This window comes from Paraburkholderia sp. DD10 (genome assembly GCF_049177125.1).
Lineage (GTDB): Bacteria > Pseudomonadota > Gammaproteobacteria > Burkholderiales > Burkholderiaceae > Paraburkholderia > Paraburkholderia terricola.
The window spans coordinates 191022-210295 of record NZ_CP185392.1; the positions used below are offsets into that span (position 1 = coordinate 191022).

Below are 19274 nucleotides of genomic sequence, written 5' to 3' on the forward strand. Positions count from 1 at the left end.
TTCTGTTTTTTGAGCGTCAGTTCTTTAGCCACCAGCCCCGGCCGGGTCTGTATTGAAACCCGTACGACTGCAACAGGGGCGTGAGTCGCGTGTCTTCAGCTTTGTCCAGCATCACGAGCAGGTTGCCCTCCTGCTTGCGCATGTCGCGCACGACGATGCCCAGACGGCGACACTGAGCCAGCAGCTGAGCCTCTTGGTTAGGTCCGAAAGGAAAACGCACGCCAGAGTGGTTGCTGTTATGCGTAGAGCTTTGTGTAGTGGTTTTAGTATCACGCCCGGCGTCGCTATCAATCGGTTGACGCATGACCCGCGACTCTGCGTCTTTTTTGGCGGCGGCCTCTGTCGCCCAGCGTGCGTTCGAGTCGGCCGAGCGGCGCTCAGGGAAGATGCCTCGTTTGCCCATCTCCCGGGCAATACGGTATTCCCAGGTTCCCTCGCTGGTGTCGTCGTGCCGCATCCGAAGGGGGTCGCGCGCAGAACGAGGCACTTCCCGAATATGCCCTTTGATTGCCGTCGCGGAGATGGTGTCTCCTTTCGGGTCGAAAGGCAGGTCGTCATTGCGGAAGAAGAAACAGGCGTTGCCAGTAAACCCGAACTCGACCAGCACCCATTCGCCAAAGCGCATAATAAAGGCATTGTTTTTGGCCGTGCCGCCGTTTGCAAGATGCACCATCAGCTCTTTCATGTTCCGGCGGACATTTTTCATGTCTTCATCCTGGCTCGAGCGCGCATGCGAACCCAGCGCGAACCGGACATCGTCCACGGCGTCGCTGTATTTTTCCCAGAATTTCAGGCGTCGCATATCCCCTGCGCCTTCCTGCGCCAGTACTCCGAAGAACTTCTGGATACTGTCGAGCTTGAGCCAGGAGACGACCATTTTGCGTACGTTGGGCTCAACAAGGTCCCATTCATCAAGACCACCATGAAGCCACGGGTTTCCCCAGTGCCGAACCGAAAAGTCCCGTAGTCCAGAATGGACTTCAATCGGCGGCGTGCTCTCGTAATACGTGAGCATCAGGCGCAACGCTTCATTGAATACGGTGGCATTGTGACTCGTGAGCTTTTCGAGCAGCGTGAAGAGCTTAGGCAGGCTGCGTGTGAGTATCGGATTGCCTGCCTTGCCCGCGATGTGAACCTGCTGGAGCACAAGCTGTCCGATAAGCCACGACGTTTCCTTGATACCGACCGCCTGCTTGAAGCGCGCAAACGAGGCCTCCGCACCGTCGAGAAGCTCACGCCCGAAAGCCTGCACGGGGTTATCCGAGAAGAGCGCGAGATTGTCCTTGATTTCAGAAACCCAAGCGACGTCTACCCCCTCTGGCTCCTGCGCGCTAATGAGATTCGACCTGAGCCACTCGCGAAGATTGGTCCAGTTCAGTCGCGCACCGGACTTGGCCCCGTGTTCGTCCGGGTGATAGCTCAGATACGTTTCAAGCAACCCCTTGTAGCAGCCACGAAAAACGGGCCGGTGCTTGCGAAAGCTTTCGACGCCGCGCAATACGAGGGGAAATTTCTCCGTGTCCTCAATGAGGCGGTACTGGCTGCGCCCAATCGGTTCCTCGCACCCGAACGAAACCAGCTTCGCATCCCGGGAATCCTGGAAACGTCCCGTCTGCCTGAACAGCTCGACCGCTTCAATGATGGCGTCCATAGGGGGTCTGATATTGGCGTCGCGTCCTTTCAGACGGCTCGTCAGCGCAACTTCCTGCTCTTCGAGTTCCGTGCAGGGATACTGGTGGATGACGAGCTCAGGTCCGAGCCGCAACTTTGCAAGAAGCCGCTCCAGCGAAGTCATCAGCCCGCTCCCAGCGCACAGGTGCCGAAGTTTCCGCGCGGTACGTTTGAGGTCGACGGACGGTGTTCGCCAATCCCGAGGAACTCGAGCCGCAACTCAACACGCCGGCTGTCTTCGTAGGAGGCTTTTGCCGCATTAAACGAATAGCCGCCGACAAGGAACAGGTCCCGTATCTGCTCAAGGTCATCCTGCGTCATGGTCTGCTCATCCGCGAACGGTTTCGCGAGCAGGACACACAGCACGCGCTGGCTGCGCTGGAGGCTCAGATTCAGGTTGTAAAGATAGTCGCCTTCCGGGCTGGAGAACCCTTCCACCACAATCTGCTTGAGCCACTTCTGCCCGAGCGGGTCGCGCGCAATGGTAAGCACTTCAGGAACAAACGCGCGAAGCAGACGGGCCTGCTCAGGTTTCAGCCCGGAACTGTTCTTGTCAAAGTGAGCCTTGTCACCGAAGTCGATAACGTTGCGCTCGCGGTCGACCTTGATACCGGGATACTTCGACGCGGCGACCTCGACCCGACGGAGCAGTTCGCTGATGTCCTTGTCACGCTGGGCCTTTAACCGCTCAGCTTCGCTTACCTGCTTGGTGACCGCGAGCAGCGTCACGGTCATCGTGACCAGAAAAAGCACCATCAGCGCAGTCATGAGGTCGGCATAACTAATCCAGAACGGTTTCTCTGCCTCGGATTTGCCGCCCCGCTTTGAGGTTACCCGGACGGTTAGCATCAGGCCTCCTGACTCGGAACAACGAGTTCAACCGCGCGCTGCAGTTCCTCGATAGTCTGTCCGAGCAGGCCCGTCACCCGGGTCGTGCCACCTACGAGCTCGCGCAGCGCTTCTGACATGGAATGCGTCAAGCTCTGCTGGAACTGCTTCTGCGATGTGCTCAGGACGTCCGTGACCCCTTCCATGAATTCCTGGGCATCGACTTGTGCATTATTCAGCGCACGCGTCGCATCTGCGATACGGGACAGCACGTCGCTTGTGAGTGAAGCGTCGGTACGGGCGTTTTCCACGACACGGGTAAGTTCGGTGAGCATCTGGCCCATCTGGTCCCGCGATGCACGGTAGTCGTTGACCACGCTCTGCATGGCCTGCGAGGCCGTGCCGACATTTCCGGCGGCTGCCGCGAGCTTGTCCGTCGTGTTCGTGGCCTGTTGCAACACGCCTGCCACCGATGTGCCCGCCTTTGAAAACTCGCTCGATGCGACATACATCGTTTCGGCACCTGAGTTCATACGGGTGACCGTGTCGGAGGTGACGGTGCGCATCGAATCAACACCGGAGCGCATCGAATCGACGCCAGTACGCATTGAGTCGACGCTCAGGCGCATCGTGTCCACAGCGGTGCGGGTGCCGGCTATCAAAGTCCTGATTTCGCCCGTCAGGGTGTCGACGGCCGAGCGTACGCCGTTCGCGGCGGCCTGCGCCTGTGCAGAGAGTTCGTTCTGGCGCGCAAGATGCGCTGCATCTGCGGTGGCCGCCTGGTCGCTCAACCCGGAAACCAGCGAATTGACTGTCTGGCCGACGCTGGACACCGCCTCTTGCAGCTTGCTGCTGGCTTCGGCCTGCGTGTTAGCCACCGACGTCGACAGTCCGGAGACGAGTGTCTGAACCGCATTGCTGACGTTCGACATCGTTTCCTGGAGGTGGCCGTTCGTTTGGTTCTGCGCCGTTGCCACGTTTTGCGAGAGCGATGCAACCAGCTCTTCAACCGTTTGGGTCACGCCGGCGAGCGTGCTTTGAAGCTTGTCATTCGTGGTGTCCTGCGACGAGGCGACCGATTGGGAGAGTGTCGAGACAAGTGTCTCAATGGTCTGGCTGACGCCCGCGAGCGTGCTCTGCAGTTTCTCGCTTGTGGAGTCTTGCGAGGTAGCCACGGTCTGTGACAGCGTAGCCACCAGCGATTCCATCGTCTGGCTCACACCGGCAAGCGTGCTTTGCAGCTTCTCGTTCGTGGCGTCCTGCGAGGTGGCTACGCTTTGAGACAACGTCGCGACCAGCGTTTCGATGGTTTGCGTAACGCCAGTCAGTGCGCTCTGGAGTTTCTCGTTCGTCGCGTCCTGCGAGCTCGCAACCGATTTCGAGAGGCTCGCGATAAGCGCTTCGATGGTTGTGCTCACACCCGTCAATGCTTCGTGCAATCGCGTGTTGGTCTCGGTTTGCGAGGTTGCCACCGACGACCTCATCTCCTCGACAATGCGCGCCATGTGCTGCGCCATCAGCTCCTGACGCGTATTCATCGACGTAATGGCTTCTTCCAGCTTCTTCGCCATCGTGTCGGTAGCTCGCGTGCCGGCCGTCTCAAGCGAGGCCGACATCTGTTCCATGCGCGCGACGGCGCTCTGCAAGGCCGAGATGGTCTGCTGCTGCATGGTGTTGATGCCTGCAATCTGGTCCCCGAACAGGTCCTTTAGACTCTGGCTCAGCCCCTGGACAACTTCGGTCAGCAGCGAATGGACTGCGGTCGAACGGTCGCCGGCAGCGCCCTTAAGCGCGTCTGAGATGTCCCTCATCGGCTCTTCCAGCGCGGTTTTGATTCCTTGCGAGACCTGCTCGCCAATCTGCTTGCCCAGTTCTTCGCTCGTGCGGCTTTGGGCGGCAATCTGCTTCTCGAGAATGGCCTGTTGCGCCTGAATCTGGCTTTCGGAAAGCGTTGTCAGGATGCCCTTGAGGTCAGTGACAAGAGAGTCCTTGAGTACTTTGCTATTGGAGACATACTCGCGTGTAGAGTGCACGAGATTTTGCAGCATCGCCTCGCCCGCTCCTGCCTGGTAGCGCTTGTCGATTTCCACGACAAGGTCTTCAGTCTTCTTGTAAAGACGTGAGAGCAGCGCCTTTTCAAAAAACGTGATGACAATTGCGCTGGTAATCGCGCATGCCGAAACGAGGAAGGCTTCCGACACGCTTCCGAGCAGTCCGCCAAGGCTTTTACGAACAAGGTCTGCGTTATCGCTGATGTTGAATGTCTGCAGACCATGCAGGATGCCAAAGAACGTACCGATAATACCGATGCCCGTCAGGATACCGGGCAGATGCTTGTAAAACTCCGCCCACACATACGAATCAACGACAGCCTGATTACTGAAATACTGCTCGGCAGGTAGCGTTGCGCGCATTTGCGTGACCTTGTATTCACCGACGGTCGAGTCGAATTCCGTCTCTGCGAGCAGGGTTTCGTCGAACTCTTTCCAGAGGTGCTCGAGGTCCGGATAACGGGAAAAAAGCGTCCCCGGGTCATCGTTGGGTCCAAGCTTTTTCAGGCCCCGGATAATTTCATCCAGCGTAAGGCGTCGGGTGCGGCTTCGCCATCCGAAATGAAAAAAGAAAAGACAGACAAGCAGTGCAATAAAGCCCGCACAGACGCGCGCAATCAGCGGCGCATGAAGAATGGTCTCAATATTCATTTATGTTAACGTCCGCTTAATCTTTCTGGAGGATTGGTTCGGCCGGAACCTCAATCCCTTTCTGGCGACAGAAGTCGAAAACAAGCGTTTCAATCAGGTTTGATTGACTCCTGTTTTCGAGCGCAGCCGCCAGTGTCAAGGCGAGCTTGAATCGAGCTGACGCCCTGAAACTCATAGGCGTGTCTTTTTTTTCTTTCATGGCATTCCCCATTAGCCGCTTTGTATAGTAATTGTATTGCGCGAGACAGTGCAATTGGATTTTTACATCTAGTTGCCATGAATGCGTATTTCACACCAAGCTGGACAGCGATTTCGCGCCAAGCTGGACAGGCATTTCACGCGAAGGTGGGCACGGATTTCACGGCAAGCTGGACAGCGATTTCACGCGAAGCTGGACAGTAGCCGCATGAGGTAGCGACGCGGGTCAACCGTGGCACGCTCGACACTTTGTCGGGAGCCACATGGCATACCCAAAGTTGACCATGCGTAAAATTCGTGAAGTGCTGCGCCTGCATTTCGAAAGCGGCTTCAACCATCGGGAGATCGCCCGAGCTCTTGGCGCGTCGCCGACCACAGTCGGACAGTACGTTCGGCGCATGCAACGCGCCGGACTCAGCTATCCGCTGCCCACGACTCTCTCTGACGACGAACTCGAAGCGCTGCTGTACCCACCGCCGCCCCGGGTTGAAGGGCAACGCCCCGAACCCGACTGGCCTACTGTGCGGCGCGAGCTGTCGCGCAAGGGCGTCACGCTTGACCTGCTGTGGAACGAGTACAAGGCCGAACACCCCGACGGCTACGCTTACACGTGGTTCTGCACCCACTACAACCGGTGGGCGAGCGCATTGCCGCTGACCTTGCGCCAGACGCACGCGCCCGGCGAGAAGCTGTTCGTCGACTACTCCGGCGACAGGATCGCCATCATCGACGCGCAGACCGGCGAGATCCGCGACGCCGAGCTGTTCGTTGCTGTTCTCGGCGCGTCGAATTACACGTACGCCGAAGCGACCTGGACGCAGCAGTTGCCAGACTGGATCGGTTCGCATGTGCGCACGTTCGAATTCATTGGCGGCTGTACAGAAATTGTCGTGCCCGACAACCTCAAGTCGGGCGTGCACAAACCGAGCTTCTATGACCCGATCGTAAATCGCACCTACGGCGCGATGGCTTCGCATTACTCCGTGGCAGTCATCCCCGCCCGCAGTAAAAAGCCCCGGGACAAGGCCAAGGTCGAGCAGGGAGTGCTCCTCGTACAACGATGGATTCTCGCCCGGTTGCGCAAACAACGCTTCTTCAGTCTTGCCGAAGCCAACCGGGCGATCGCCGCGCTGCTTGTGAGCCTGAACGACAAGGCATTCAAGAAACTACCCGGTTCGCGGCGAACCGCCTTTGAAGAACTCGAGCGCGCAGCACTCAAGCCGTTACCGGCGCACCCTTATCAATACGCCGACTGGAAGGTCGCCCGTGTCGGCATTGACTATCACATCGAACTCGTCGGCCATTACTACTCGGTCCCTCACCGCTTCGCGCGTGAACAGGTTGACGTCCGCTACACCACAGCCACCGTCGAAGTCTTCCGTCGCGGCACGCGCATCGCCGCGCACGCAAAGAGCGATCGCCGCGGCGCTCACACCACGCTGACCGAGCACATGCCGGCCAATCATCAGGCCATCACCGGCTGGGACCCGCAGCGCCTGCGCAACTGGGCCGCCACGATCGGCCCGCACACAGATGCCGTCATCCAGCATCTGCTCGGCGGCCGTCAGCATCCGCAGCAGGCCTATCGCACCTGCCTGGGCGTACTGCGACTGGCCAAAGACTACGGCAACCAGCGGCTGGAAGCCGCCTGCAGCCGCGCCATCGATCTGAAAGCGCCGAGTTACCGCTTCATCGACTCGACGCTGAAGAATGGACTGGACCAGCAGCCATCGCCGGTTGCGGTACAGCCCGACCTGCCGCTTGCGCACGCCAATGTGCGCGGGCCCGATTACTACCACTGAGGAAGCACTATGCTGAAACACCCAACCATTAACAAACTGCACGAACTGCGCCTGAACGGCATGGCTGACGCGCTTACCGAGCAGCAGGGACTCGCCGACGTCGAGGCGTTTAGTTTCGAAGAGAGGCTGGGGCTTCTCGTCGAACGGGAGGTCAGCGTGCGCGAATCCCGGCAGACTGCGGCGCGGTTGCGCCGGGCGAAACTCAAGTTCTCCGACGCGGTGCCCGAAGACATCGACTACCGATCGGCACGCGGCCTGGATCGTGGACTCGTCAGCCAGCTTCTCACCGGCACCTGGATTCGTGAGCGCAACAACGCCGTGATCGTCGGCGCCACGGGCCTGGGCAAGACCTGGCTGGCGTGTGCGCTGGCGAACCAGGCGTGTCGTCTTGGTTACTCCGCGCTATACCTGAGAGTTCCCAAACTGAACGAGGAGCTCGCCATCGCACACGGTAGTGGTCGCTATGCCCGGCTGCTGGCGCAGTGGGCCAAGACCGACGTGTTGCTCATGGACGATCTCGCGATGGCGCCGATGACTGACAGCACACGGCGTGACCTGCTTGAGATCCTCGATGATCGCCACGGCCACCGCTCAACCCTGGTAACCAGCCAGATTCCAGTTGATAGCTGGCATGCCGCGCTCGGCGATCCGACGCTCGCCGATGCCATTCTCGACCGGCTCGTGCACAACACCTATCGCATCAATCTCAGCGGTGATTCGATGCGAAAACGCAAAAAGAGTTTGACCGAAAACCAGCAGTCAGAGTAAATATCGAAACCCCCGCGTCGCTGCGCTCCGAACGTCCAGCTTCGCGCGAAACCGCTGTCCACCTTCACGCGAAACGCGTGTCCAGCTTCCACGAATTACGCACCATGAAAAAATTCTTATTGCCATTCCTCCTGACCCATGCTCAGGACTTAGTCCTTGTCCGCATGAATCTTTGAACCATTACATTTTTCTGGATAGTCCCTTCAGAAAGCAGAAGATTGAGCCGTTAACAACGAAAGACCAAAAAACGGGGCAAACAATGGGATTATTTGGCAACAAGCTTTCCTCGCTTGGCAGCGGACTGAAGAACTCGCTTGAAGAAGCCAAGAATAAGGTCGTCGCGGTGGCCGAGCGGGTGGAAATGCCGGCGGCGTTATCGGACCTGAGAGAGACCGCGACCAGTCGGGCTGCGGACTTTTACGCCAGCAGCAAGGAACAAGCAGCCCGGCTAACGGAAGCCGCTAGCGACAAGCTCAGTAAAATCGACTACGACGCGCTCAGGCGCGGTGACACGTACGTCACCAAGTTCCAAGAGTACAAGGACCTCGGCGTTGAAAAGGTCTCCGCGTACTACCGCTCCACGTTCGAGGTCGACAAGACGACGTCCGACATGATTTCGGACCTGCGCAACCGATTGCCCGCACGACCGAGGGATGTGGACGACATTTTCGAGCGCATCAAGCGTGAAGCATTCCAGCGTGCAATCTCAGCTTTCTGCCTCGCGCCTATCATGCAAGGGCTCGACAACAAACTGGAAGGCCGGTACGCCAACCTGTCGGTAAGCTACCGGGACTACAGCAAGCAGACAGTCCTCGACGACGACCCGAACTATGCCAAATTCGAAGATATCCGCGCAGAATCAATGCCGCTGCAGCCGGTCGAAAACGGCTACAACAGCAGCGAGGCTCTGTATCCAGCAGACGCGCAAATCGACCACATCGTCTCGAAGAAGGAATACTACGAAGACTTCCTCATTCGCGTGTCGACTAATGATGACGAGTTTATCGCCGTTATCAACGCTGACGACAATCTGACGTTTGCCAACGGGGCGTTCAACGGCGGCAAGAGTAGCCGCGACCTCGTGCAGTACATCGATGACTACGGCACGCCGGACGAGTTCGACCCGAACATCATCCACTTCCAGTACGAGAAGGGCGGCCACGTCACCATCAACAAGGCCGAAGCGCAGGAGAAGTACGAGCAGGCTCAGGAGCGCATGCGTCAGGCACGTCTCAGCGCCGCGAAGGAAATCGGGCTCACGGTAGCCAGTGCTAGCGCGCGCATGGCCGCGCAGCAGGTTGTCGGCCTCATCGTGGTCGAAACTATCGACATCTTTGTGGATGAAATCAGGGACATCGCCGTCAACGGCAAGTTCTTCGACGAAAACGGTCTCTTGGCCAATATCAATCAGCGCCGCAAGAATATCGCCGACCGACTCGCGCACCGGTTCGAGGAGCGCCAGATTTGGGCGCGTGCCCGTGCGGCAGGCATCGAAGGTGGCGTGGCCGGCGCGCTCGCGGCCATTCCGCAAATTCTCATCTCGCTCATCGTCAAGATGCCGGCGTTCATGCTATCCATTATTCGCGAATGCACCTTGTCCGTGGTGCGCAGCGTGCGCGTGCTGATTAGTGACGATGAGAACAAGTTCGACAGCATTAAGGTGGTCATGCTTGGGACGGCCTCCGCCGTCTTGGGGGTGTATGTAGCCAACGTCATCTCGAAGGCGATTGCGCCGGTTCCGATGCTGAATGTCTTCAACCGTCAGGTGACCGATGTCCTGAGCGGTATGGTAGTGACAGCCGTGCCGTTGTCAGCGGTCTACGTGTTCGACAAGTACAAGACCAAGTTCGTCTTTGCTGCCTTGGGTGCTGGCTCCAAAGCGGCTTGAGCCCGACTCGCGGTTGCCCGCCACCCGTTTGCCCTCCTTTTGCTGCGCGAAGCGGTGGAATTGCTGGCAAGGGGGTGGCCAGAAGATTATCCGGCCGGGGCGGTGGAGTGGTTGATTCTTCAATCGCCGGTGACGCTAATCAAAACGGCATCCAGCCAACATACCTCCAAGCTAATCAGGTAGCTCCATCAAGGGCAAAGCCCTTCGCCGGTAACCTCGCCGCCGCCTTTTGCTGCTGCCATATCATCGACCCACCGAGAGTGAACATCGGCAAGCAGTTCTGGTGGCAGATGGGGCCCATGGGCAGGACTTGCCTTTCGCGACGCACGACGCCATGCCGGGTAATCTGGGTTTTGGCTTAAATCGCAGGCGCCAACGCTCAACGAACGGCGCCGAGCATGTGCTTCATCCAAGGCTTCAGTAATAACCGAGTTCCACCTTGCATAGGCAAAGCCAGTCGAGGGATGGTGCACCCTTGCCAAGGGCACTTCGCCACACAGCGGTATCAGAATCCGGCCGAGGCGCTTACTGAAAGCAATGACAACATCTGGCCGCAGAGTCGCGAGCACATCAAGGAAGGCCGCTTTCCCAGCGCTCCATGATTCAGCCGGTGGAGCGACGCGCGCAGCAGGCACGAATTCCTGAAGGAAATTGTAATAGCAAACGCGCTCCCAAAAGTCCGTCCGCTCCTGCGTCGTGAATACCGATGCACTTGCTGCACCGCTCACCGCGGTGACGATTCGCGCAAAGTGTGGGTGCTTACGAAGTCGCGCTGTTGCGTCCGGATGCTTGAGCCGTTGACCAAGCGCTTTCACAAGCTCCGGCGTTGCTGTGGGGCGTTCGCTTCGTTTGCTTCCATAGTGGGACTCTGCAACGATAAGCACCCGCAATCCACGAAACCCCTCTGCCTCGTACTTGGAGCCAATCCACGGCATGAAAATCACGTTGCTCATTCAATAACTCTCACCAATCCGCACCGGGACCCGTCGTCCAAATTTACTGTCGTAGTCTGCGCCTGTCGCTGGCGGGCGGCTTGAACGCGGGGATGATTGCGGCAGCGCCGACATCTAGTGGTGACGCAACGCCATCAGGGGGCGTATCGTCCCCTAGTATCCAACGACCAGCTTCGAACGGTCTCGTTGGAAATTAGACGGGCACCCGTGAGCAATTCAAGCTCCGCCTCAAATGCCGTCTTCCGGTTGCTCGGGATAGTTTCGACCCATCGCTTCAATATCGCCTGAAAATCCTCGCCCCCGCACGCGTCGTACGGATACTGGGCTGTCTTGAGGCGGATTTTTAACTTCTCGAACGCCACTTGTAAAAGATTCGCGCTTTGGCGACTGTCGGTATGCGCGAGAGCCACCAGCTTGCGAAAGACAACGTTGCGCGAAGACGAGTCGACGCTTGTCGCCATCAACAGAATGTGCTGAAGGTTATGGTAGTTCGTGCGGGTGCTTCCCCGACATATGCGGGTCCAAAGCACATTCCTACGCTCTCCAATCTCCGCGATGCCGCATGGACCTTCCATCAAACAGCGCAAACGCACCGTTTCCCTATCGGAGAGACCGGGTAGCGGCTCGCCGTCGGCCACAAGGGACGATAGTTCAAGGAAACTTTTGTTTCCCTTGGCTTTGTTTGCGCGCGTGCTCATGACAATGAGGTTGCCGTCAGCATAAGCGGCGTCATTGTTCACACGGTCCACGGACCAGTCAGTGTCTTCGCCGGTACCATGGGTCAATTCGACCAGCGTCACCGGGCATGTCGGGTAATCAATGAACTCAATGTATGCAGGAGTGACGGCCTCGTGAACGACTCGGCCTCGTCGAAGCGCGTTCTGACGTAGTTGCAGCCACTTACGCTCAAAGCGCGTCGGGTGCTTGCGCTTGCCGCCAAAGTGAGCATTGCCAGCGGTGTGCCCTTCGATTACATCAATGGGTGCGTCTTCCCTAGGGTTCCAGCCGTAACAGGCCAAGTCCCAGCCAAGCGCGCGGCCGATTTCTGCGTTGTACTCCTGCGCCATTGTTCTCTCTTTGTGATTGCCCCGGCTACGATAACGGCAGACCGTGACGCTTACTTGAGAGCCCGGGCCAGTCTCCGACCCACCTCTTGTTGCCAGAAGGCGCTGCGTTCCCGCGGTTGCCGCCGGACTTCGCGCCGGTAGTGCTTGGCCAGTTCCCGCCGACAAACCCGTTGGGCGCACGGCCCCCGCCGGGGCTACCTGCCTTTGAGCCGCTGCCTGCCGACTGGTTGCTGCCGGATTGCCCACTTTTGCTGCCGCTACTCTTGCTCATAGCCCACCCCACGAGTGCGTTGACCATCCTCGACGGAAGCAGCATCCGCCTGACATACACCTAAGGTCATCGGCGCGTCGCAGTCAAAGAGGACGCCCGAGGGGCATGTCCCCGACTGCGGTACTGCGCGACGCCGACGTTTAAATGACGTCGCTTCACGGGCAATGGATTCTCAAAACGCCACCACGCAGTTGCACGAGCGAAAGTTTGCGCCCACTTACATTGAGCGCAGAGTGGTTGAGCTGCTGTCGATTCCGCTGGCAGACGTCGTCACCGACACAGAGGTAGCGGCACGAGACGCAGGGATTTCGGACGCCAGCTTCGTGCGCCTGCGCCGGGCGATTGACCGGGTCGCTTGCGCGCAATCGGTTTTGGAGGCAATGGGGGTGAGAAGCGCTGGGGCAAGCAGCGTCACAGCAAGTCGCGGCGAGACAAGGGTGCGGCAGATGGCGACGCGGGATGCGGTGGATTTGCTGGCAAGGGAGTGGCCGGCGGATTATCCGGCCGGGGCGGTGGAGTGGTTGATTGCCGCAAGCAGCGGTGGCGCAATGTCAGTTGCCTCGAAGGCTGGCAGGTAGACAAAGCGCCGTGTCCGTCAACAGCCGCTTGCAGTAGCGGTATGGCGAAGCGCTTTTTTCAGCTACCTATACCCCTGCACCGTTGGTACAAACTTTTATATACAAGTCGGGTTTAGTACAAACTTTTATGCACAGGTACAGACTTTTATGTACATGGAAAACAACCGCCCCAACCGCCTCTCTCACTCCACCGTCACCGACTTCGCCAGATTTCACGTTTTGGCTACATCGACTTGGTCAGCAATCCGGCTTAAGCCGCCTTGGCAGACGACCCGTCCGGAACCAGCTCGGTTTTGAGCATGTCCCGGAACTGCAGCCACAGCTCCTGCAAAAGCCTTTCGCCTGGCCGCCAAGGTCTTTTCCACGAAATCCGTGGTTGAACCGATGGATTCTTCGGTGCAGATGTCAATGAGCATGTGGTGAAACCCCTACACGGCGCTGAGTTTGCTTCGCAAGACGGGACGCCTGCCGAACACGCTACGCTTCCGTGGCCTTGTGACGCACAGTTGTCCGGAGCACCTGATGACCCAGGAATTCTTGCACCTCCTCCGGCGTATACCGACCGCAAGTCAGTGCGGTTCGTGCGAAGCTATTGCGCAGGATTCCCGCACCCTGACGTCGGCTTTCCACGTTGGCGTCGTCGAGCCAGCCTGATACTCTCCGAAACAGCCCTGACGGAGAGTAGGCCGTTCCCTTAAGCGTGGCCGGGCACATCAGTGAACCAGGTATTGACCGCCCGACGCGCTCGACGCGCCATTCACGCAGCCATTTACGCCAAGGCCCCTCCGGCAGCACGAGCGTCGTGTGCGCGTGATGCACGCCCATTGGCTCGACTCGCACTTTATGGCTCTCGCTCAACGAATTCACCGGGAGGTGAACCAATTCATTCGTCCGCAGCCCGGCACCAAGAAGAAGCGCGGCCATCGCCCGGTCGCGCATCCCCTTCCACCCTTCAATGTCACACAGCGTACGAATCAAGGCCTCCTGCGCTGCCCCGTCCAACCCTGCCGGCAGCCGGAATTCGAGCGAGCGCTCCTTTGCGAATTCGAGCTGAAGGGGGTCCTGCCGCTCCAGTCCACATGAGCGAAGATGGCAATAGACCTTTTCTAGCAACTGGAGGTAACGGCGACGCGAATTAGGTTCAAGCCTCTGCTCGGCGAAGAAGTCGGTAGCGTCCATGGGGGTTGCCTCTAACAGGCTCAGTTGCCGGTCCCCCAGATGCCGGACCCACGTTGCGAACATAGCGGTGTATGTCTCCCGCGACGATTCGCGGAACTGCCCGTCAGCGATGCGCTGGCCCCAGAGCCAGGAAAGGAAAGTTTTCGCTGGCTCCTGTTCCCAAGAGGCAAGGCTATTCGCAGGCCAGAAATCCAAAACATGCGACGGTGCCGACACATCTGCACGCGGACCTTCGTACATTGCATCCCCAAAAGTGTATGCGCATCGGCCAAGAAGGAAGGACGGCCATGGACGCTGCACATTTCATATAGAACGATACTGCCGTCTCGGCGCGACATTTACGCGGACTTTAAGTCAGTGACGATAGCAAGTACAAAACGTCTCGCGCGTAATGCAGACGCGACGGCCGGAGGGTACTCCGATGTGAGCTATCAATAGGCCTAGGGTATTGAGAATCTCGGGCAATAGGTTCGTTATTTGGTACGAGTCCGACCGACTTAATTGTCCACCGACAGACTTAATTGTTTCCTATCAGTTGGGAAATCGTCAGCGCCATGAAAGCTTCTGTTGGTGATCGGGAAAGGTGATCATGATAGTCCGGATGGGACTGTTTCAAAGCGCGGGTGCGGCATAGGATCGGTTTGTCGTCCTCCACCCCATCCACTTTTCCCGTCCATGAAAATTCCGCTGATGATCCTGAGCGCCGCGCTGATTTTTAGCGGCGGCGCGTTTGCCGCCGAGCCCGACACGCTGCGCCTCGGTATCGATCCGAGCTATCCGCCGATGGACGTCAAGGCGCCTGACGGCACCTTCAAAGGCTTCGACGTCGATCTCGGCAACGAAATCTGCCGGCGCATCCACGCGCGTTGTGAGTGGGTGGAACTCGAATTCGCGGGGATGATTCCGGCGCTGCAGGCGCGCAAGATCGATGCGATTCTGTCGTCGATGGCGATCACCGAGAAGCGCGAACAACAGATTCTCTTTTCGTCGAAGCTCTTTCAATTCAAGTCGCGCTTGATCGCCCGAGAGGGTTCCGCGCTCGCGGGCGGCTTGAATGCGCTGGCCGGCAAGCAGATCGGCGTGCAGTCCGGCACGCAGTTCGAAGGCTACGCGCTGAAAAACTGGGCGCCGATCGGCGCGCACGTGGTCGCCTATAAGAGTCAGGACGAAGTATTCGCCGACTTGCGCAATGGCCGGCTCGACGGCGCGCTGCTCGGTTCGGTGGAAGCGGACATCGGCTTTTTGCGCACGCCGGCGGGCAAGGGTTTTGCGTTTGTCGGCGAACCGCTTTCGATGGGCGACCGCGGCGTGGGCATCGGTTTGCGCAAGGATGAGACCGCGGTGCAGGCGTCCATGAACGCGGCGATCGCTTCGATGCTCAAGGACGGCACGTATGCGCGGATCGCGAGGAAGTACTTCGACTTCGATCCCTACGGCAACTGATCGTTTAGCTTCTTACTCTTTCTATCTTCTTCAGATCATCCGCTCATGAACAGGCAATCGATTCCGCTCTTGTCGCCGGCTATCGGCACGCACCGCGAACTGGTGTCGTTTCACTTCGGTCCGGCTGGGAGCGGAGAGAAGATCTATATCCAGTCGTCGCTGCATGCCGACGAAACGCCCGCGATGCTGACGACTGTTTTGCTCAAGCGTCGATTGCTAGAACTCGAAAAGCGGGGCGCGCTGAATGCGGAAATCGTGCTGGTGCCGGTGGCGAATCCGGTTGGACTCGGCCAGTACCTGCTGGGTCAATTTCTTGGACGATTCGATTTAGGCAGCGGCAAGAACTTCAATCGGCACTTCATGCAGTTCCCGAAACTGATAGCGCGGGCGAAGGAGATTCTCGGTTCCGACGCGAAAGAAAATCGGCGGATCGTTCGTGAACTGATTGCGGCTGAGTTGACGGAACAGAAGCCGTTGACTGAATTCGAGTCCTTGCAATTGGCTTTGCTGAAGCTCTCTTTCGACGCGGATGTCGTGATCGATTTGCATTGTTCCCTGGAAGCGGCAATGCATCTCTATACGAGCGAAGCAGCGTGGCCTGAGTTCGAACCATTGGCCCGGTATCTCGGCGCGCAAGCTTCGCTGCTTGCCACTAACTCAGGCGGCGAGTCGTTCGATGAGACGCATGGCTTGTTGTGGTGGAAGTTGCAGCAGGATATGCCGGCGGATAAACCGGTGCCGAATGGAACGATTGCGGTGACGGTTGAATGCCGCGGGCAGCGCGATGTTTCTTATGAAACGGCGCAAGAAGATGCCGACGCGCTTGTCGATTATCTCGCGTGGCGCAAGGCGATTCTGATCGACGCGAAGCCGCTGCCCGAACTGCCGACGCCCGCGACGCCGCTCGCCGGCAGTGAGCAGTTTTATGCGCCGGTGAGCGGAATCCTGATTCATCGCGCGAAGATTGGTGACAGGATTCGCGTCGGCCAGGCTTTGTTCGATATCGTCGATCCGTTGACCGATGAGACAACCACGGTGTCGAGCAATACCGAAGGCGTGTTTTATATGCGGCGGGCGATCCGGTTCGTGACGGCCGGCGCGCCGCTGGGGCGTGTGACGGGCACGCGGCCGTTCACGACGGGGGTTTTGCTGGGAGCGTGAGGGTTTTGCGTCCCCCAGCGCTCCCAACGCGACTTAACCTGTAACCAGAACCGGCGCGACCGCAGCCGGATCGCTGATACTCGGCCGCCCATTTTCGACGTGACCCGCCAAGCGACGCGAGAAACTCGCGTCGTCGTTACTCGTCACCGTCAAGTCGTACCAGTGATGGCTCGAGGCCAGCACCCACGCCTCTTCGATATGCGCGCCGGCGGGCACCAGCACCGGACGCACGCGCGCACCGTAAGCGTTGTCGGTCACCGTCAAGCGAGCCACGCCACCGCCCTTGTTGCTGAAACTCAGAAACACGTTGCCGTTCGCCACGTCGTATTGCACCTTCACTTCAGGCTGCGCCGGCTTGTCGTTGCCGCGAGAACTCGCGGCCTTCTGCGTGTCGCCCGCGAACTTCCGAACGAAACCATTCGGCCCGAACACCTCGAACGTATAGGCGCCATTCGTCGTCGTCAGGTCGAACGTCTCCTTGAGCGACTTGCCCGCCTCGACCGTGTAACGCCACGGACCATCCGTGCGGTTCGTCGCGTACACGTAGAAATGCGCGCCCTGGTCGCCGGAATTCCCGAACGAAATCTCGAACGTGTTCTTCTTCACATCCGCGTGGCCGTTTACATGCAACTCATACGGCAACGCGCGCGCGAAACGAATCCCGCTTTCCTGCGGATCGATCGCGCCAGGCGCAGCGGGTACGGTCGGCTTCGGCTGGGTCGCGCACTGGTTGTCGGCGATGCTCTTGTAGTTGCTCGTGTCCGGCAGCGGCGGCACCTTGGAGTCCGGCGTGCGGAAATCGAATGCAGCCGTCAGGTCGCCGCACACCGCGCGGCGCCATGCCGTGATGTTCGGCTCAACCACACCGAACCGCGTTTCGATGAAGCGAATCACCGACGTATGATCGAACACCTGCGAGCATACAAAACCGCCCTTGCTCCACGGCGACACGATAGTCATCGGCACGCGTGGTCCGAGGCCATACGGCAAACCGTCGGCGGTATAGCTGCCGCCGCGCGCGGGATTCACCACGTTGTGAATTTCGCCCTCGGTGCTCACCGTCGACTTGCCTTGCGCGGGCGTCGTCGCCGGTTGCGGCGGCACGAGGTGATCGAAGAAGCCGTCGTTCTCGTCGTACATGATGAACAGCACGGTCTTGCTCCACACCTCGGGATTCGACGTCAGCGCATCGAGCACCTGCGACGTGTACTCCGCGCCATACGCGGGCGTATAGCTCGGGTGTTCCGAGTACGCGGCGGGCGGGCACAGCCACGAGACTTGCGGCAGCTTGTTCGCCAGCACGTCGGCCTTCAGATCGGCGATCGTGCGAACGGTTTGCGCGCGCTCATACAAAGGCGAGCCCGGCTGCGCGTTGATGAAGTTCGTGAAGTTCTGCAAGACGTTGGTGCCGTAGTTGCCGTTCAGCGGATCGGCGCCCGTCAGACCCTGCTGATACACCTGCCACGAAATGCCCGCGGCTTGCAGGCGTTCCGGGTACGTGGTCCACGAGAGCAACTGATAATTCGGCGGACCGTCGCCGTCGACGAAATCGTTGTTGTCGAGCAGCGGACCGCCCAGCGTGCCGGTCGGATCGACCATGCCGGTCATCAGATATGAACGGTTCGGGTGCGTCGGTCCCGGCAGCGAGCAGAAGTAAGCATCGCAGACGGTGAAGGCATCGGCCAGCGCGTAGTGGAATGGAATGTCGCTGCGCAGGTGATAGCCCATCGTCATGTCGGTCTTGGTGGCCGGCCACTGGTCGTAGCGGCCGCCGCCGATCGCGGCATGGGTCTTGTACCAGGAGTGATCGAGATCGCCGACGCATTGCGCGCTGGTCGTGGACGTATCCAGATGGAACGGCAGCACCGGCTTCGTGGGGTCGGCCTTCGACGGCTGATACCACACCGGCTTGCCGTTCGGCAGCGGAATCGGGAAGCGGTCGTTGTAGCCACGCACACCGCGCAGGTGGCCGAAGTAGTGGTCGAACGACCGGTTCTCCTGCATGAACACGACGATGTGCTCGACGTCGCGAATCGTGCCCGTGCGCGAAAACGCGGGCACGGCAAGCGCATTGCGAATCGACTCGGGCAGCGCGGTTAGCGCGGCGGCAGCGCCGGCGGACGATGCCACGGTCTGCAGGAAACGGCGACGGCTATTTGATGTCATCGAATATCACCTTCTGCGGGGGGAAAGAATAGCGCGCCTCGCGCGCCGGGGGAATGGGCTTGGGGAGTTAGTTGCTGCCGGCGCTGTCGCCTGGTGCGTAACGCATCACGGGCGCGACTTGCCGGCTGTCGGCGGCGAGACTGGCTTGCATGTTTTGCGTGATTGCGTCGGAAGCGGCGAACGGGTTCTCCGCGAGCGGTGTGGACGCCGCGGATGACGTCCCCGCGTTTTGCGCAACATCGTTGTTGTTCGCAATCGTGGGCGACGAAGATGCCGAGGTTGTTGAAGCAGTGGCAGCCGGTGGCGAATCATCCGCGCCGCAGCCGCTCAACGCATACATTGCAAGCGCGATAAACAGCGCACTCGCGAGGCGTTTGTCTCTTCTCATGTCCGCATCCGGTTTCGTGAAAGCGGATGCAGTCTCTAATCCTTCCGAGAAATATTTGTGAAACGTTTGAGAGTCAGTGAAACTTGTTCGATGCGTCGGTTCTTCGAAAGGCGATGGAAAGCGATCAGCAGGACAATGTTCACCGCAGCGCCATATGTCCGGTCGTTTTGGCGTATCGAAAGATCACGGCTTGGCCTATTCCGGTAAATTC

General features: G+C 59.1%; 16 protein-coding genes. 6 read left to right on the forward strand and 10 right to left on the reverse strand.

What is annotated here, in order from left to right; translation table 11 throughout:
* Window positions 1-16: 16 nt before the first annotated feature.
* Genes ACOCG7_RS00935 through ACOCG7_RS00950 form a run of 4 tightly spaced genes read right to left on the reverse strand, consistent with a single transcriptional unit; the run spans window position 17 to window position 5400 of the window.
* Window positions 17-1795 (reverse strand): EH signature domain-containing protein, encoded by a 1779-nt coding sequence (locus ACOCG7_RS00935; RefSeq protein ID WP_421376458.1) that lies wholly within the window; start codon window positions 1793-1795, stop codon window positions 17-19.
* Complete coding sequence (locus ACOCG7_RS00940; RefSeq protein WP_421376460.1) at window positions 1795-2520, reverse strand: flagellar motor protein MotB; 726 nt, start codon at window positions 2518-2520, stop codon at window positions 1795-1797. The genes ACOCG7_RS00935 and ACOCG7_RS00940 overlap by 1 nt, the downstream gene beginning before the upstream one ends.
* Complete coding sequence (gene zorA / locus ACOCG7_RS00945; RefSeq protein WP_421376462.1) at window positions 2520-5201, reverse strand: anti-phage ZorAB system protein ZorA; 2682 nt, start codon at window positions 5199-5201, stop codon at window positions 2520-2522. The genes ACOCG7_RS00940 and zorA overlap by 1 nt, the downstream gene beginning before the upstream one ends.
* Before the next feature lie 16 nt (window positions 5202-5217).
* Complete coding sequence (locus ACOCG7_RS00950; RefSeq protein ID WP_421376464.1) at window positions 5218-5400, reverse strand: hypothetical protein; 183 nt, start codon at window positions 5398-5400, stop codon at window positions 5218-5220.
* A gap of 262 nt (window positions 5401-5662) precedes the next feature.
* On the opposite strand from ACOCG7_RS00950, the gene istA reads away from it, so the two are divergent.
* From istA to ACOCG7_RS00965, 3 genes are all read left to right on the forward strand, one after another.
* A complete protein-coding gene (istA, locus tag ACOCG7_RS00955; protein ID WP_244744558.1) occupies window positions 5663-7201 on the forward strand; it encodes an IS21 family transposase in 1539 nt (512 codons plus the stop codon).
* Between the two features lie 9 nt (window positions 7202-7210).
* Window positions 7211-7969 carry an IS21-like element helper ATPase IstB gene (gene istB / locus ACOCG7_RS00960; protein ID WP_114164456.1) on the forward strand — a complete coding sequence of 253 codons (759 nt, stop codon included), beginning with the start codon at window positions 7211-7213 and terminating at the stop codon, window positions 7967-7969.
* A gap of 172 nt (window positions 7970-8141) precedes the next feature.
* Window positions 8142-9857, forward strand: a complete 1716-nt coding sequence (locus ACOCG7_RS00965; protein ID WP_421376466.1) for a hypothetical protein — start codon at window positions 8142-8144, stop codon at window positions 9855-9857.
* 188 nt (window positions 9858-10045) lie between these two features.
* On the opposite strand, the gene ACOCG7_RS00970 is transcribed toward ACOCG7_RS00965, so the two are convergent.
* Window positions 10046-10810 carry a hypothetical protein gene (locus ACOCG7_RS00970; RefSeq protein WP_421376468.1) on the reverse strand — a complete coding sequence of 255 codons (765 nt, stop codon included), beginning with the start codon at window positions 10808-10810 and terminating at the stop codon, window positions 10046-10048.
* Window positions 10811-10944: 134 nt separating this feature from the next.
* A complete protein-coding gene (locus tag ACOCG7_RS00975) occupies window positions 10945-11877 on the reverse strand; it encodes a hypothetical protein (RefSeq protein ID WP_421376470.1) in 933 nt (310 codons plus the stop codon).
* A 435-nt stretch (window positions 11878-12312) separates the two neighbouring features.
* Here ACOCG7_RS00975 and ACOCG7_RS00980 point away from each other — a divergent pair, with 435 nt between their 5' ends.
* The gene (locus tag ACOCG7_RS00980) at window positions 12313-12726 is read left to right on the forward strand and encodes a hypothetical protein (RefSeq protein WP_421376472.1); all 414 of its coding nucleotides are present in this window, start codon (window positions 12313-12315) and stop codon (window positions 12724-12726) included.
* Between the two features lie 212 nt (window positions 12727-12938).
* Here the strand turns inward: ACOCG7_RS00980 and ACOCG7_RS00985 are convergent, their stop codons facing one another.
* Together ACOCG7_RS00985 and ACOCG7_RS00990 are read right to left on the reverse strand one after the other, a co-directional pair.
* Window positions 12939-13142, reverse strand: coding sequence for a hypothetical protein (locus tag ACOCG7_RS00985; protein ID WP_421376474.1), 204 nt, complete (start codon window positions 13140-13142; stop codon window positions 12939-12941).
* Between the two features lie 61 nt (window positions 13143-13203).
* Window positions 13204-13905, reverse strand: coding sequence for a tyrosine-type recombinase/integrase (locus tag ACOCG7_RS00990; protein WP_421376476.1), 702 nt, complete (start codon window positions 13903-13905; stop codon window positions 13204-13206).
* A gap of 675 nt (window positions 13906-14580) precedes the next feature.
* Between ACOCG7_RS00990 and ACOCG7_RS00995 the strand changes: the two genes are divergently transcribed.
* Both ACOCG7_RS00995 and ACOCG7_RS01000 read left to right on the forward strand, forming a co-directional pair.
* Window positions 14581-15348, forward strand: a complete 768-nt coding sequence (locus ACOCG7_RS00995; protein WP_083081929.1) for a transporter substrate-binding domain-containing protein — start codon at window positions 14581-14583, stop codon at window positions 15346-15348.
* A 45-nt stretch (window positions 15349-15393) separates the two neighbouring features.
* Window positions 15394-16509 (forward strand): succinylglutamate desuccinylase/aspartoacylase family protein, encoded by a 1116-nt coding sequence (locus ACOCG7_RS01000; RefSeq protein ID WP_421376478.1) that lies wholly within the window; start codon window positions 15394-15396, stop codon window positions 16507-16509.
* A 33-nt stretch (window positions 16510-16542) separates the two neighbouring features.
* Here the strand turns inward: ACOCG7_RS01000 and ACOCG7_RS01005 are convergent, their stop codons facing one another.
* Together ACOCG7_RS01005 and ACOCG7_RS01010 are read right to left on the reverse strand one after the other, a co-directional pair.
* Complete coding sequence (locus tag ACOCG7_RS01005; protein ID WP_083081933.1) at window positions 16543-18675, reverse strand: phosphocholine-specific phospholipase C; 2133 nt, start codon at window positions 18673-18675, stop codon at window positions 16543-16545.
* A gap of 67 nt (window positions 18676-18742) precedes the next feature.
* Window positions 18743-19063, reverse strand: coding sequence for a hypothetical protein (locus ACOCG7_RS01010; RefSeq protein ID WP_083081935.1), 321 nt, complete (start codon window positions 19061-19063; stop codon window positions 18743-18745).
* Window positions 19064-19274: the final 211 nt, after the last annotated feature.

Excerpts from the sequence above, each read along its gene's own strand:
- ACOCG7_RS00970 (WP_421376468.1), bottom strand. The coding sequence starts at position 10,810 with ATGAGCAACGTGATTTTCATGCCGTGGATTGGCTCCAAGTACGAGGCA.
- ACOCG7_RS00940 (WP_421376460.1), bottom strand. The coding sequence starts at position 2,520 with ATGCTAACCGTCCGGGTAACCTCAAAGCGGGGCGGCAAATCCGAGGCA.
- istA (WP_244744558.1), top strand. The coding sequence starts at position 5,663 with ATGGCATACCCAAAGTTGACCATGCGTAAAATTCGTGAAGTGCTGCGC.
- ACOCG7_RS00980 (WP_421376472.1), top strand. The coding sequence starts at position 12,313 with ATGGATTCTCAAAACGCCACCACGCAGTTGCACGAGCGAAAGTTTGCG.
- ACOCG7_RS01010 (WP_083081935.1), bottom strand. The coding sequence starts at position 19,063 with ATGAGAAGAGACAAACGCCTCGCGAGTGCGCTGTTTATCGCGCTTGCA.
- zorA (WP_421376462.1), bottom strand. The coding sequence starts at position 5,201 with ATGAATATTGAGACCATTCTTCATGCGCCGCTGATTGCGCGCGTCTGT.
- istB (WP_114164456.1), top strand. The coding sequence starts at position 7,211 with ATGCTGAAACACCCAACCATTAACAAACTGCACGAACTGCGCCTGAAC.
- ACOCG7_RS00975 (WP_421376470.1), bottom strand. The coding sequence starts at position 11,877 with ATGGCGCAGGAGTACAACGCAGAAATCGGCCGCGCGCTTGGCTGGGAC.
- ACOCG7_RS00985 (WP_421376474.1), bottom strand. The coding sequence starts at position 13,142 with ATGCTCATTGACATCTGCACCGAAGAATCCATCGGTTCAACCACGGAT.
- ACOCG7_RS01005 (WP_083081933.1), bottom strand. The coding sequence starts at position 18,675 with ATGACATCAAATAGCCGTCGCCGTTTCCTGCAGACCGTGGCATCGTCC.
- ACOCG7_RS00950 (WP_421376464.1), bottom strand. The coding sequence starts at position 5,400 with ATGAAAGAAAAAAAAGACACGCCTATGAGTTTCAGGGCGTCAGCTCGA.
- ACOCG7_RS00995 (WP_083081929.1), top strand. The coding sequence starts at position 14,581 with ATGAAAATTCCGCTGATGATCCTGAGCGCCGCGCTGATTTTTAGCGGC.
- ACOCG7_RS01000 (WP_421376478.1), top strand. The coding sequence starts at position 15,394 with ATGAACAGGCAATCGATTCCGCTCTTGTCGCCGGCTATCGGCACGCAC.
- ACOCG7_RS00935 (WP_421376458.1), bottom strand. The coding sequence starts at position 1,795 with ATGACTTCGCTGGAGCGGCTTCTTGCAAAGTTGCGGCTCGGACCTGAG.
- ACOCG7_RS00990 (WP_421376476.1), bottom strand. The coding sequence starts at position 13,905 with ATGGACGCTACCGACTTCTTCGCCGAGCAGAGGCTTGAACCTAATTCG.